19 protein-coding genes and 2 pseudogenes are annotated in these 12827 nt (G+C 64.8%); 12 read left to right on the forward strand and 9 right to left on the reverse strand.

Annotated elements, in window-relative coordinates; genetic code table 11:
* From AYX22_RS24380 to AYX22_RS23000, 3 genes and pseudogenes are all read right to left on the reverse strand, one after another.
* Complete coding sequence (locus tag AYX22_RS24380; protein ID WP_347565841.1) at positions 1-612, reverse strand: HAD-IC family P-type ATPase; 612 nt, start codon at positions 610-612, stop codon at positions 1-3.
* Between the two features lie 89 nt (positions 613-701).
* Positions 702-1640: pseudogene (locus tag AYX22_RS24385) on the reverse strand (HAD-IC family P-type ATPase); the annotation flags it as partial.
* 272 nt (positions 1641-1912) lie between these two features.
* Complete coding sequence (locus tag AYX22_RS23000) at positions 1913-2305, reverse strand: metalloregulator ArsR/SmtB family transcription factor (RefSeq protein WP_142940372.1); 393 nt, start codon at positions 2303-2305, stop codon at positions 1913-1915.
* Positions 2306-2476: 171 nt separating this feature from the next.
* Between AYX22_RS23000 and AYX22_RS23005 the strand changes: the two genes are divergently transcribed.
* The 3 genes from AYX22_RS23005 to AYX22_RS23015 are packed head-to-tail and all read left to right on the forward strand — an operon-like array spanning position 2477 to position 4397.
* Positions 2477-3757, forward strand: a complete 1281-nt coding sequence (locus tag AYX22_RS23005; RefSeq protein WP_142940373.1) for an MFS transporter — start codon at positions 2477-2479, stop codon at positions 3755-3757.
* The gene (locus tag AYX22_RS23010; protein ID WP_242703675.1) at positions 3747-4118 is read left to right on the forward strand and encodes a metalloregulator ArsR/SmtB family transcription factor; all 372 of its coding nucleotides are present in this window, start codon (positions 3747-3749) and stop codon (positions 4116-4118) included. The genes AYX22_RS23005 and AYX22_RS23010 overlap by 11 nt, the downstream gene beginning before the upstream one ends.
* Before the next feature lie 15 nt (positions 4119-4133).
* Entirely contained in the window at positions 4134-4397 is a 264-nt protein-coding gene (locus tag AYX22_RS23015; protein WP_207597711.1) for a hypothetical protein, read from the forward strand.
* Positions 4398-4471: 74 nt separating this feature from the next.
* Here AYX22_RS23015 and AYX22_RS23020 read toward each other — a convergent pair whose 3' ends face one another.
* Positions 4472-4897: a response regulator gene (locus AYX22_RS23020; protein ID WP_142940375.1), complete on the reverse strand. Its 426-nt coding sequence runs from the start codon at positions 4895-4897 to the stop codon at positions 4472-4474.
* Positions 4898-5101: 204 nt separating this feature from the next.
* Between AYX22_RS23020 and lgt the strand changes: the two genes are divergently transcribed.
* Positions 5102-6007 (forward strand): prolipoprotein diacylglyceryl transferase, encoded by a 906-nt coding sequence (gene lgt / locus AYX22_RS23025; protein ID WP_142940376.1) that lies wholly within the window; start codon positions 5102-5104, stop codon positions 6005-6007.
* Positions 6008-6140: 133 nt separating this feature from the next.
* On the opposite strand, the gene AYX22_RS23030 is transcribed toward lgt, so the two are convergent.
* Entirely contained in the window at positions 6141-6293 is a 153-nt protein-coding gene (locus tag AYX22_RS23030; protein WP_160147686.1) for a hypothetical protein, read from the reverse strand.
* Positions 6294-6431: 138 nt separating this feature from the next.
* Between AYX22_RS23030 and AYX22_RS23035 the strand changes: the two genes are divergently transcribed.
* The 4 genes from AYX22_RS23035 to AYX22_RS23050 all read left to right on the forward strand — a co-directional run bounded on the left by AYX22_RS23035 (position 6432) and on the right by AYX22_RS23050 (position 9248).
* Positions 6432-7370, forward strand: coding sequence for an FAD:protein FMN transferase (locus AYX22_RS23035; protein WP_142940377.1), 939 nt, complete (start codon positions 6432-6434; stop codon positions 7368-7370).
* Positions 7371-7462: 92 nt separating this feature from the next.
* On the forward strand, positions 7463-7942 hold the full coding sequence (locus tag AYX22_RS23040; RefSeq protein ID WP_242703659.1) for a ferric reductase-like transmembrane domain-containing protein: 480 nt from the start codon (positions 7463-7465) through the stop codon (positions 7940-7942).
* Entirely contained in the window at positions 7939-9021 is a 1083-nt protein-coding gene (locus tag AYX22_RS23045; protein ID WP_202979342.1) for an NADH-ubiquinone oxidoreductase-F iron-sulfur binding region domain-containing protein, read from the forward strand. Before AYX22_RS23040 ends, AYX22_RS23045 begins: the two co-directional genes overlap by 4 nt.
* The gene (locus tag AYX22_RS23050; protein ID WP_142940380.1) at positions 9018-9248 is read left to right on the forward strand and encodes a ferredoxin; all 231 of its coding nucleotides are present in this window, start codon (positions 9018-9020) and stop codon (positions 9246-9248) included. The genes AYX22_RS23045 and AYX22_RS23050 overlap by 4 nt, the downstream gene beginning before the upstream one ends.
* 133 nt (positions 9249-9381) lie before the next feature.
* Here AYX22_RS23050 and AYX22_RS24275 read toward each other — a convergent pair.
* The 4 genes and pseudogenes from AYX22_RS24275 to AYX22_RS23065 form a co-directional block, all read right to left on the reverse strand.
* Positions 9382-9618, reverse strand: a pseudogene (locus tag AYX22_RS24275) (ATP-binding protein); the annotation flags it as partial.
* A 61-nt stretch (positions 9619-9679) separates the two neighbouring features.
* Positions 9680-9955 carry a recombinase family protein gene (locus AYX22_RS23055; protein ID WP_238703523.1) on the reverse strand — a complete coding sequence of 92 codons (276 nt, stop codon included), beginning with the start codon at positions 9953-9955 and terminating at the stop codon, positions 9680-9682.
* Complete coding sequence (locus AYX22_RS23060; RefSeq protein ID WP_142940381.1) at positions 9877-10293, reverse strand: DUF302 domain-containing protein; 417 nt, start codon at positions 10291-10293, stop codon at positions 9877-9879. Before AYX22_RS23060 ends, AYX22_RS23055 begins: the two co-directional genes overlap by 79 nt.
* Positions 10294-10326: 33 nt before the next feature.
* Positions 10327-10584, reverse strand: coding sequence for a metal-sensitive transcriptional regulator (locus tag AYX22_RS23065; protein WP_011777016.1), 258 nt, complete (start codon positions 10582-10584; stop codon positions 10327-10329).
* Positions 10585-10705: 121 nt separating this feature from the next.
* Between AYX22_RS23065 and AYX22_RS23070 the strand changes: the two genes are divergently transcribed.
* Genes AYX22_RS23070 through AYX22_RS23085 form a run of 4 tightly spaced genes read left to right on the forward strand, consistent with a single transcriptional unit; the run spans position 10706 to position 12786 of the window.
* Positions 10706-11320 (forward strand): rhodanese-like domain-containing protein, encoded by a 615-nt coding sequence (locus tag AYX22_RS23070; protein ID WP_142940382.1) that lies wholly within the window; start codon positions 10706-10708, stop codon positions 11318-11320.
* Positions 11317-12075, forward strand: coding sequence for a sulfite exporter TauE/SafE family protein (locus tag AYX22_RS23075; protein ID WP_142940383.1), 759 nt, complete (start codon positions 11317-11319; stop codon positions 12073-12075). The genes AYX22_RS23070 and AYX22_RS23075 overlap by 4 nt, the downstream gene beginning before the upstream one ends.
* A gap of 22 nt (positions 12076-12097) precedes the next feature.
* Positions 12098-12439: a rhodanese-like domain-containing protein gene (locus tag AYX22_RS23080; protein ID WP_142940384.1), complete on the forward strand. Its 342-nt coding sequence runs from the start codon at positions 12098-12100 to the stop codon at positions 12437-12439.
* Positions 12440-12489: 50 nt separating this feature from the next.
* Complete coding sequence (locus AYX22_RS23085) at positions 12490-12786, forward strand: rhodanese-like domain-containing protein (protein ID WP_142940385.1); 297 nt, start codon at positions 12490-12492, stop codon at positions 12784-12786.
* Positions 12787-12827 lie beyond the last annotated feature (41 nt).

Genomic DNA, 12827 nt, shown 5'->3' on the forward strand with positions numbered 1-12827 from the left:
TCAGTTTTTCCATGCCTGGGAGCGTAGAAGCCGCAGGCCGTTAAGGGCGACGATGACGGTGGAGCCTTCGTGTCCGGCGACGGCCAGCGGCAGTGGCAGCCTGGAAACCAGGTCCCACGTGACGAGAACGGTGATGAAGGTGGCCGCGATGGCGAGATTCGCGATGACGAACCGGTGGGCCCGTTTTGAGATCGCGATCAGTGACGGCAGGGCCTCGAGCTCGTCGCGGACGATGATGGCGTCGGCCGTTTCCAGGGCGAGGTCGGAGCCGTGCCGTCCCATCGCGATTCCGGTGCTCGCAGCCGCAATGGCGGGGGCGTCGTTGACGCCGTCGCCGATCAGCAGAACCCGGTGGCCGACCTGTTCCAGTTTGTGCACCGCTGTCGCTTTGTCGGCGGGCAGCAGGCGTGAGCGGACGTTGTCTATGCCGGTTTCGGCGGCGATCTGGGCTGCCGCCCGGTGGTTGTCTCCGGTGAGCAGGTGAACCGGGTTGCCCGTGATCTGCCGGAGCCGTGTGACGGTTGCGGCCGCGGTCGGGCGGAGCCGGTCAGCAAGGGTGATCCGCCCTGCCGTGGCCCCGTCGATGATGACGTAAACGACGGTTCCGGCCACGGTGGCATCGGCCTCCACGGCGGGCCGTTCCACCCGGACCTGCCGTCCGTCGACGATGCCGGATACTCCTTGGCCGGGGACGGCCTTGAATTCTGCTGCTGGCTCCACGGTGAGGCCCTTTCCCGTGCGTCACGGAGGATGGCCCGTCCGAGCGGGTGCTCGCTGTACTGCTCGACGGCGGCTGCCATCCCCAGGATCTGTGCGGGGTTGGGGTCGGCGTCCAGGGATTCGGCGGACGTGACCTTCGGGGTTCCCTCGGTGAGGGTACCGGTCTTGTCGAAGGCGACGACGGTGGTGCGGCCGACCTGTTCCATCACGGTGGCGGATTTGACCAGGACGCCGTGTCGTCCGGCGTTGGCGATGGCAGCCAGAAGAGGCGGCATGGTCGACAGGACAACGGCGCACGGAGAGGCCACGATCATGAACGTGATGGCCCGCAGCAGGGCAGCCTCCAGGCTCTCGCCGAAGGACACGGGCAGGAAAAACACCAGCAGGGTAGCCACAATGACACCGACGGAGTAGCGCTGTTCGACTTTTTCAATGAACAGCTGGGTCTTGGCCTTGGTGGCGGAGGCTTCCTCCACGAGGGTCACGATGCGGCTGACCACCGAGTCCTTGGCGGCCTTGGCTACCCTGACAGACAGAGCGCCGCTACCGTTGACAGTTCCGGAGAGAACCTCGTCGCCTTCGCGCCGGATGATCGGAGTCGATTCCCCGCTCATCGCCGCCTGGTCGACCTCACTGACTCCCCGGATGACGGTGCCGTCAGCGCCGATCCGTTCACCCGGGCGCACCAGAATCATATCGCCGACCTGCAGTTCCGCGGTGTCAACCTCCTCTTCGAGGCCGGTCCCGTCCAAAATCCGGGTCGCCCGCTCGGGGGCCAGACCCAGCAGGGAGCTGACGGAGTCAGCGGTTCGTTGAGTGACCAGGGCTTCCAGGGCGCCCGAGGTTGCGAAAATGACGATCAGCAAGGACCCATCAAAAATCTGGCCGATGGCCGCGGCAGCGATTGCTGCGACGATCATCAGCAAATCCACATCCAAAGTCTTCTCCCGCAGCGCCCGCAAACCTGACAAAGCCGGTTCCCAGCCGCCGGCCACGTAGCAGGCCAAATAGAAGCACCACCACAGAAGCTCCGGCGCCCCAGCCAGCTGCGCAACCCCACCCGCCAGGAAAAGCACTAAAGCAAGCGCGGCCCACCGGACTTCAGGCAGCCGCGCGCCGGTTCGGAAGATCGACGGCGGCTTGGGCAGAAGCCTGCCCGGAGCAGCCTTGCCAGGAGAGGCAAGCACCTGGCTCACGAGCGCACCGTCGCTTCCGCGGCCGGTGTCTCCACCGTCATATCGATACGGTGATGGGCCGGCTCGCCTCCCAGAGAATGCTCGGCCTGGAACACGGCATCGGCCACCAGTTTGCGCGCGTGCTCGTTGGCCAGTCGGTAAAAGACCCTGGTGCCGTCCTGCCGTGCGCTCACCAACCTGCCCAGACGAAGCTTTGCCAGATGCTGTGAGACGGCCGTCGGGGACTTGTCGATGATGTCCGCGAGATGGTTTACGGACATTTCGCCCTCCCTGAGCGCCAGGATGATCCGCACCCGCGTAGCATCCGCGAGCATGGCAAATACCTCGACCGCAAGCTCTACATACTGGCTGTCCACACTAAGCCTGCAAGTGTTCTTATCTTCGCTCATATGAAGATTATAGCCATAGAAGCCCTTTGCCCGGATTCCCTCCGTTGAGGCGGAGGACTGAGGCGGAGCCGACCGCCGGTACTGCCGGAGGCGGGAGCTTGAAGATGACGGAAAGAGCCGCCTATTATGAGTGCATATAAGTGCACGTATGTACCTAAAGGGTGTGGTGGGATGTTATCTGTTTTGCGGGATGTTACTTATCGACGGCTGTTCGCCGCCCAGGTCGTGGCTCTCATCGGTACCGGCCTGCTCACCGTGGCTCTCGGACTGCTGGCCTACGATCTGGCCGGCCGGAACGCCGGGGCTGTGCTGGGCACCGCCCTGACGATTAAAATGCTGGCCTACGTCGGTCTGGCCCCGGTGATCAATGCCTTGGTGGCCCGACTGCCGAAAAAGCCTGTTCTGATCGGGGCTGACCTGATCCGGGCCGCGATGGCATTGTGTCTGCCGTTCATCACAGAAACCTGGCAGATCTACGTGGTGATCTTCCTGCTGCAGTCCGCTTCCGCTACTTTCACCCCGGCCTTCCAATCGCTGATTCCCACCATTTTGAAAAGTGAACGCGACTATACCCGGGCATTGTCCCTTTCAAGACTGGCCTATGACATGGAGGCCTTGATCAGTCCGGCCGCTGCGGCGCTGTTACTGACGCTGATCAGTTACAACAACCTGTTCCTCGGCACGGTTGCCGGGTTCGTGTTCTCCGCTTTCATGGTCACGATCACGGCCCTGCCCCGCCTTGCCGCCCCCGCCGGTCCAGTGAGCTCCCTGTGGCACCGGACCACCTTGGGTACACGGATCTTCTGGCGGAACCGGCGCCTGCGTTCACTGCTGGCACTGAATCTGGTTGTCGCAGCCCCCACGGCCCTGGTGCTCGTCAACACTGTGGTCTACGTCCGTGAGGTCCTGCACCGGCCCGACACCGATCTAGCCCTTGCGTTGGCCTGTTTCGGCGTCGGGTCGATGATTGTCGCGTTATCCGCGCCCGTGGTCCTGGACCGGTTCGGGGACCGGGCCGTGATGCTCACAGGTGCCGCCGTGATCCCAGCTGTGCTGGCCGGCGCGGTGTTTCTGCCTTTACTGGGGGTCGGTGGGGTGGGATGGTGGCTGCTGTTGGCGCTCTGGTTCCTGCTCGGTGCCGCGAATTCGACGATCCTCACACCCTCATCCCGGCTGCTGCGCGATGCCTCCACCGAGGAGACCAGGCCCTACGTTTTCACTGCGCAGTTTTCCCTGTCTCATGCCTGCTACATCCTCACCTACCCGCTGGCAGGGTGGATCGGTGCAGCCGCGGGACTGGGCTGGGCTGCGCTTGCTCTGACATTTATTGCGATGATAGGTAGTGCAGGTGCATTTCTGTCCTGGTCGCCGCGCACCGCCGCGGCGTTCCGACACCCAGCCACTGAGGAGCAGACCCTTGAGCAGCAGGACCGGCAGCGCGTTGAGCCCTAGCAGCATACAGGGCGCAGGTTCTGGGGAACCGTCCCTGGTCCACCCGATCACCCCGGATCCGGAGCTGCTCGAAACGGCTGCCGGTACGCTGCGGATGCTGGCCGAACCCACCCGGCTGCAGTTGCTCTGGCACCTTTCCAACGGCCCTAAGACCGTCACTGAACTGACCAGCCTCTCCGGGGCTCCACGGACCGTGGTCAGTCAGCACTTGGCCAAACTCCGGCTCAGCAAACTGGTGGACACCCGCAAGGACGGCCGCCATATCATCTATTCCCTCCATGACGGGCACCTGATCCGGCTTATCCGCGAAACCATGAACCACGCCGACCACCTGATGACCGGAGAACCGGCCCACGGTTAAGGCACCCTTCTGCCGATGACCGTTAGCGTCGCGGGCGCTGTCCACACGGCGCCTTCACAGCACGTCGGCTACATGCCCGTTGTTATCGGGGCCGGCGGTCGGCGCTGGTCAAGGTCGGGGCGCACTGCTCCCGGCAGCATGCCTGTCATTTCCGGCCCGTGGGCTCAGAGGACGGCGGATGGTGTGGTGTGCCGTGAGCGACACCGCGGACCTGAACATCCCGTACAGGACGCCCGCAGTTCCAGCCAAGGCCAAAACGATGAGGGCAGCGAGGGCTAGGAGCAGGAACATCAGAAAGGAAATGCCCAACGTCGTGCAATAAACCAAGGTGAAAGCGAACGTATCCGATCCGGTCACGAGCCTGGTTTCCCCCGCCGGGCCGGTGCGGCAGGTCCCGCATAACCGCTGGCCTGCCGGAGCGGACAGAGTTCGGCCACCAGCGCCCGGAGTTCGGTAGGGCGGAATGGTTTGATCAGGTACCCGCTGGCGCCGGCTGCAATTCCGGCGAGTTCATTTGCAGCCTCGGCGAACGCGGTAATCATGAGCAACGGCGCGGAAGACACGCTCCGCAGTTGCCGTGCTACTTCGCGGCCGTCGACGTCTGGCAGGCCAAGATCCAAGGTAATCAGCGCCAATTGCTGCCGTGAAGCGGCCAGCAGCCCCGCGCTCCCGGTTTCCACGGTGTGGACCTCGAACCCCTCAGCGGAAAGGATGAGACTGATCAATCCTTGAATATCGGCGTCGTCCTCGATGACCAGACATGCACCGCGTGTGCTCATTCCGCCCCCCATTTCCTCCGGCCATTCTAAGAGACCGTTTCTTCACCGGCGCCTCTACCCGGCATTGAGCTTCGCCGGGGTCCGGACTTCCTTGACGTTGATGCCCCGGTGGGCCACCGAACGAGGCTGTGGCCCCTGCCAGGAAGGGGCCGTAGGCTTGGCAGGTTGTTGCACCCCTTCGTTCATTTCTTCCGGCAGGATCCCATGGCTGCATTGGTCCCCACTGATTCGTTTATTCCCTCACCGACCCTCAGCGCCGTGCACCTGGGGCCGCTGACCATTCATTTCTATGCCCTATGCATCCTGGCGGGCATCATCCTGGCGATCTGGCTTACCTCCCGGCGATGGCAGCAGCGCGGCGGCCAGCCGGGCCAAGTGCTTGATATCTGTCTCTGGGCCGTGCCGGCGGGGATCATCGGCGGACGGATCTATCACGTCATCACGGACCCGGAACTCTACTTCCTTCCCGGCCGGAATCCCTGGAACGCGTTCGCGATCTGGGACGGTGGTTTGGGGATCTGGGGCGCCGTCGCCTTTGGCTGTCTCGGAGCGTGGATCGGGTGCCGCCGGCCGGGAGTATCCTTCGTGGCGTTCCTGGACGCGGTATCCCCTGGAGTCCTCTTTGCCCAGGCTCTGGGCCGGTGGGGAAATTGGTTCAACAACGAGCTCTACGGGGATCCGACAACGCTGCCGTGGAAACTTCAGATCCATCGGATGGACCCCGCGACTGCCGCGGCGGCAACGGATCCCTCCGGAGCGCCCATTGTGCTGGGGTACTTCCAACCAACGTTCCTCTATGAGTCGCTGTGGTGCCTGCTCGTCGGATTGGTCATCATGGCCGTTGATTCGCGCACGCGGCTCGGCGCCGGGAGCGTGTTCGCCCTGTACGTCGCAGGCTACTCGGCCGGACGTTTCGCCTTCGAACTGATGCGTTCCGATTACGCCAACCTGATTCTGGGGCTGCGGGTAAACACCTGGGTCGCAGGCCTGCTGGTCCTGGCCGGCGCGGCAGCCTTCGCAGTGCTGTGCCGCAGGGAACGCTCAACAGCCAACCCAAGTCCGCACCGAACGGCCGGCCTTGCCGGCGCAAAGGGCTCCGGAACCGGTTAGTGCGGGACAAGCGAAACCCTGCCCAGCAGCGCGCTGGCCCGAATGAGGTCGGCCGCGGCTGCGGATTCGTTTTCAGTGTTGGTTCAGGGGTTCCTCTCAGCTGGCTCTTATCCCTCCGGTGGGACACTCGGTCCTAACGGAAGGGAGAAGCCATGGACAGGGCAGTGAATTCACGGGTCCGGGCGCTGGATGCGGTTCGGCGGTCGACGGTGACGGCGATGGTGTTGGCAGGGCTGACGACGGCCGGTATCAGTGCCGGGCTGGCCTCCGCGCAGAATCCCTCCACCGCTCAGACGGTGAGCGTGCAACAAAACCCGGCTGCACCCGTTGTCCCGGCCCCGGGAGGGGCTTTCGGGAGCGTGGCACCGGCGCGGAACGCCCCGGCCCGCGCCCTCCCGCATACCACGACCAGGGCATCCTAGCCATGGACGCGGTCCAGGCCACATGGTTTCCCGCGATTGGCACGACTGCCGGTGTGCACGCGACGGAACCCGGAAGCTTTGACGAAGCGGTTAGGACCGCCGGGCAGTGGCTGGATCGGCTGGATCGGGCCGCTTCGCGGTTCCGACCCGATTCTGAGCTCCGGGCAATCAATACCCGCTCGGCCCGTGAACCGGTGACTGTTCTCCTGAGCCCGTTGCTCGGCGAAGTCCTTGACGCTGCGTTTCTCACGGCGGCCCTGACCGGCGGCCTGGTCGATCCCACCGTCGGCGCTGCCCTGCTTCACGCCGGTTACGACGATGACTTGGACGTCGTCCAGAACCGGGACGGGTGGACAATGGCCGGTGAACCCGAACCGGCACCGGGCTGGCGGCACATCAACTACACCCCGGAAACGAGGGTCCTGACCCTCTCCGCCGGGACGGTCCTCGATTTTGGCTCCAGCGCCAAAGCCTACGCCGCCGACTGTATCGCCGGGCTGCTGGCACAGACCCTGCCTGGCGGTTTCCTGGTCGACCTGGGTGGGGACATCGCCGTGGCCGGCACCGTACCGGAGGGCGGCTGGCAGGTCGGCATTGAATATGACGGCGGCCGCATCGCCCAGGTCATTACCCTCACGAACCAGGCACTGGCGACCTCATCCACCCGGCACCGGGTGTGGGCCAGCGGGTCCGGGACCGCACACCACATCATCGATCCCCAGACCGGAGCCCCGGCAGAGCGGATCTGGGCCGAAGTGACCTGCCTCGGAGCGACCGCCCTGGAAGCAAACGCCGCGTCCACCGCCGCAGTCATCATTGGTCTGAAAGCACCGGCGTGGCTGCGCGCTCACGGCATCGACGCCCGGCTGCACGGCATGGACGGCTCGACCGTGATGACCGGGAACTGGCCCTCGGACCACCATGTCGCCGGGGCCCGCTGATGCCTGCGGTCAACGAAGTTTTCTGGTTCCTTTCCCGCGCGAGCGGGATCACGACCTCCGTCTTATTGACCGTGACCTTCATCCTCGGAGTGATGACCTCAGGACGGCGCCGCCCAGAAGGCATCGGCAGCACCGTCGTGACTGGCCTTCACCGCAACCTGGCTTTGGGGATGATGCTCCTTCTGGTGCTCCATGTTCTCACCGCCGTGGCCGATGGCTACGTCGACATCGGATGGGTCGCGGTCCTGCTGCCCTTCACCTCCGGCTACGAACGTGCCTGGACCGGGCTCGGCGCCATCGCTTTGGATCTCCTGCTGGCCGTGACCCTGACCTCTGTGCTGCGCCACCGCATCCCGGAACGGTGGTGGGCTCCGGTCCACGCCCTGACCTACGTGCTGTGGCCTGCAGCGATCGTGCACGGCATCATGATGGGCACCGGGAGCGCATGGATCCTGCGGGGCGTTGGCCTGGCGTGCCTGATCGCAGGGGCGGCGGCCATCGCCTACCGGCTAATGAACCGGCAGCCCGACGAAACCCGCCGCGGCGCCATCGGCAGAGAACCATGGCGATGAACCTCAGGACACTGGAAGCGGCCGGCCTGACCGGGCGCAGCGGTTCGGCATTCAGCACGGCACGTAAAGTCGGTGCGGCTCGACAGAACGGTGCCGAACTAATTGTTAATGCCTGCGACGGGGAAATCAGTGCCCTGAAAGACGCCCATGTTATCCGGCACCATCTGGCATGGGTCCGGCACGGGGCTGCCCTGACCGGACTGAGGCACGTGACCTACGCAGCCCACACCGGAACAGAGACCGAGGAGCGCCTACGCGCCGCCGGTCTCTCTGTGCTGCCCGTGCCGGCCCGCTATGTCGCCTCCGAAGCCAGTGCTCTGGTATCGCTGCATCACGGGGCTCATGCCCGCCCGATGACCAAACGCCGCCGCCTGATCGAGGGAGGACGCACCCCCGATGGCAAGAGAACCCGCCCCGTTCTGGTCCTGAACGCCGAAACCGTGCTCCGGATCGCCCAGATCGAGGTCTTCGGCCCCGCCTGGTTCCGTTCCTTCGGCACCCAGGTCGAACCCGGCCCGCGCCTAATCACCATCACTGGCGCCGTCAAGGCACCGGGAGTGTATGAAACCGAATCCGGGCTGCCACTGAGCCGGGTCGTTTCACTGGCTGGAGGCCCGCTTCCGGGTGTCCTGGCGATGAACATCGGCGGACTCAGCGGCACCTGGATCGACGCATCCAGGATCGACTCTCTGAATTACAGCTCTGCATCCCTGGCCACCGTCGGCGCAACCCTCGGGCCCGGCGTCATGCACCTGCTGGACCGCTCCCGTTGCCCGGTGGATACGGTGAAGGACATGCTTGACTATGCCGCCGGGGAATCTGCCGGGCAATGCGGGCCCTGCATGTTCGGGCTCCCCGCAGTTGCCCGAGACTTCGCTGAACTGGCCGCAGGCACCGGCAGACCCAGTGCAGCAACTGCCCTGCGTCAACGGTTGGGATTCCTGGTTGGCAGAGGAGCCTGTCACTTCCCTGACGGGATCGCAGCGTTCACGCACTCCGCGCTGGAGGTCTTCACCGATCACCTCAGCGCCCATGCCGCAGGCTACTGCCCTGGCCACGAGAGCCGGGTCCGGAGATGATCCTTCGTTTCCGCCGACAGGTTCTTCCGGAGTACCCGGTTCTGGCCGTGGACCGGACCACCTGCACCGGGCACGGGGTGTGTGCGACCATGCTCTTCGAACACATCACACTCGATGACTGGGGATACCCGGTTTTGCACGGACCCATCCCGCGGGCCCACACCTCGGAACTGGCGTTGCGGTACTGCCCTGCACGGGCCCTGTACTGGCGGAACGGGAACGACTAGGGAAAAACTGACACCCACCTGGCCCGGAAGACGCCCACGCCACATTCTTGCGTGTAATCAGCGAAGCGTCCGGCCGGGTCTCATGCGTGGATGTTGGCGTTAGGTGGCGGCTTTTTGTGTTCGCTCTGTGTCGTTAGGTGCCGATGACGATGATGCTTGCTGCTGCTTCTAGGACGTCATCGGTGATGGTTTCGAGTTGGTTGGTATTGGGACCCGGGTGATCTGTCGGAATGGCCGTTCGAGGAGCCGGAAGTTGCCACGGGCAATGGATTCTACTGCGGCGATTGCCTGGGCGTCGGTGACGTCAGCCTGGTCGAGGGTGCGGGCCGAGGCGTTTCCCGTGTCGGTCCAGAACGAAGAGGAGCTCGTCTTTGACGCGCTCGACGGTCAGCTCGCTCTCATACTCGGCCAAGGTGGCGGGTAGTTCAGCATCAGCCGACCGTCGAGGTTGCCGGGTCAATACCTTCTGAGATGAATCGGACCTGGACGCCGCGTTCCCTCTGCGGGTTCACGGTGTTCAGTACGTCGATCAATGACCGGCCCAGCCGATCGACCCGCCAAACAACGACAGTGTCGCCCTCCGCGGCATACTCGAGGAACCTCTGGATCCGTTGTTTGCAAGGACACTCTAATTCGACGCTTTGCCCAGGTCGGCGAGGGCCTTCCGGAGGCGGGTGCCGGCGTCGTCGGCTACTTCTTTGATTGATGGGGCGGCGCTGAGCTGGACCATGGTCTGAGGGTCGATGGCTTCCACTGTGGTCACGTCTGCATCCTTGTTCCGGCGCACCACCACATTGCATGGCAGCAGCGCACCGATTTCCGGCTCGGCGGCGAGGGCGCGGCTGGCGAGGGCAGGGTTGCAGGCGCCGAGGATGACGTAGTTACCGACAGCGTCAGCCGCTTCGACACCTAGCTTGGTTTCGAAGGTGGAGCGGACGTTGATCTCCGTGAGGATCCCGAAGCCCTGGTCCGACAGGGCCTTCCGGGTACTTTCCAGGGCTTCGGCCCACGGAAGAGCGGTGGTCGTGCTGAGTGTGTACGTCATGGTTCTCCTTGGGGAGCTCGGAAGTGGGACGGGTCAGGCGAGGGAGAGGAAAAGCTTTTCCAGGTCCTTCTTGTCCATCGTTGCGTCTTTTTGGACTATGCACTGCTCAAGGCCCGTGGCGATGATGGCGAACCCGGCCCGGTCCAGCGCCTTCGATACGGCGGCAAGCTGAGTGACGACGTCCTTGCAGTCCCGGCCTTCTTCAAGCATGCGGGTGACAGCGGCCAACTGGCCCTGGGCTCGCTTCAGACGATTGATGACAGGGGTGAGTTCTGAGGGATTGAGTTCCACGGGATTCTCCAAGTGTCGGGGGCTTGCCCCCATCGTATACCCCCTAGGGTGTTTTGACTACCCCCGGGGGTATCTGAAATACTCGGTGGGGTATCCACCCACCCCCTTCCGAGAGGCCATCATGACTCCCCCTTCCACGGCGCCGGCCGTCACCGCACTCGCCCCTGAAACCCTCACGTCCTGGTTCAAAGAGCACCAGGACCTCGTGGTGATCGATGTCCGCTCCGCCGCCGAGTTCGAGTCCCTGCGCATCCGCGGCTCCTACAATGTGCCGCTGCCGCTTTTGTCCGAGCACACCGATGAACTCGCCGCCCGGCTGGGTCCCCGCGTTGTGCTTGTCTGCCAGTCCGGCGTGCGCGCCGAGCAGGCCCGCCAGCGCCTTGCCAAGGCCGGGATCGACACCGCCTATGTTCTGAGCGGCGGCACACCCGGCTTCGCCGCTGCTGGAGGCGACGTGGTCAAGGGCAACGACCGCTGGGACCTGGAGCGCCAGGTCCGCCTGGCCGCCGGTTCACTGGTAATGCTGGGTCTGGCAGGCGGCAAGTTTGTCTCCCCCAAGGTCCGGATGCTCGCCGGCGCCATCGGCACAGGTCTGACCTTCTCGGCCGCGACCAACACCTGCGCCATGGGTAAGGCCCTTTCGGCCATGCCGTGGAACAAGGCTGCCAAGGAGCCCACCCGCGAAAGCGCCTTCCTGCAGCTTCCCGTTCCGGCCCAACAGGACGCCGCGGCATGATCCCGGCCCTGGGTCTAGGGCTTGTCGTCGGAATCGTCCTGGGTGTGGTGGGTGGCGGTGGCTCCATCATTGCCGTTCCTGCGCTGGTGTACGGCGTGGGCATGAGCCCCGTCCAGGCCATCCCGACGTCGCTGCTGGTGGTGGGCATTTCGTCGCTGGCAGCGCTGTTTCCCCGGATCCGGGAGGGCCTGAACTGGCCCGTCATCACACTGGTAGGGGCCGCCGGCATTCCGGCGGCCTGGGCCGGCGCGGCCGTCGGCAAACTCCTGGATCCGAACGTCCTGATGCTGGCGTTTGCCGTAATCATGGTGGCCGCGGGCGTCCGGATGCTGAGCAAACCGCGCGAAATCGAGGGAATCTGCAGCACGGGACCCAACCGGGCTTTCCGGTCCTGCGCCCCGAAGGCGGTGGGCGTTGGACTGCTCGTCGGATTCCTCACCGGGCTGCTTGGCGTGGGCGGCGGCTTCCTCATCACCCCCGCGCTGACCATCTTCCTGGGCCTGCGCATGAAACAGGCCGTCGGAACGTCGCTGGCGATCATCGTCATCAACTCCGCAGCCGGATTCAGCGCTCACGCCGCCGGCTACACCATCGACTGGGCCACCACCCTGGCGTTCGCGGTCCCGGCCATCCTGGGATCCATCGTCGCGGCACGGCTTGCCCGCCGCCTGCACGACAAGCACATCCGCATCTCATTCGCGGTACTCATCTTCGCCGTCGCGGCGTGGGTCACCGCCAGCACCGTCACCGCCTGACACCACAGAACAGGAGCACACCATGGGACTGATCGAATCGCTGAAGAAGGCCTTCAGCAAGCCCTACACAACGGTCTCCATTGCACAGGCCAAGGAACTCCTGGGTTCCGGCGCCACACTCATCGACGTCAGGTCCACCCGGGAATGGCGGACCGGCCGGGCACCGCAGGCCAAGCACGTCCCCCTGGACAGACTGCAGGTCAGTACCGCGGGGATCCAGAAGTCCCGCCCCGTGATCGCCATCTGCGCCTCGGGAGTGCGGTCCGCCTCTGCCGCCAAACTCCTCGCCGCGAAGGGCTACCACGCCTACTCGGTGCGTGGAGGCATGGCCGCCTGGCGCCAAGCCGGCGAACCCGTCCGCTAGACGGCACCACCCCCAACCACCAGCCGAAACCATTTCGAAGGAGAACCACCATGGCTGAAATCACCATCACCGAAACCGCGCAGCGCCGCTCCACCGCTCGGATCCTGGACGTCCGCGAGGACTTCGAAGTCGCCGAGGCAATGATCCCGGGCGCCCTGCACATCCCCATGGGCCAGCTGCAGGCACGCCTGTCCGAATTGGACCCTGCCGTCCCCATCATTGCAGTCTGCCGGAGCGGAAACCGTTCAGCCCGCGTCGCCGACGCCCTCAACGATGCCGGTTTTTCGGCAGACACCATGGCCGGCGGCATGATCGCCTGGACCCGCGCCGGACTCCCCACCACCTGACCCCTGCAGTCCCGCCACGGCAACAGCCGGGCCATGCCCCG

The sequence above is a fragment of the Arthrobacter sp. D5-1 genome (assembly GCF_017357425.1).
Classification (GTDB): domain Bacteria; phylum Actinomycetota; class Actinomycetes; order Actinomycetales; family Micrococcaceae; genus Arthrobacter.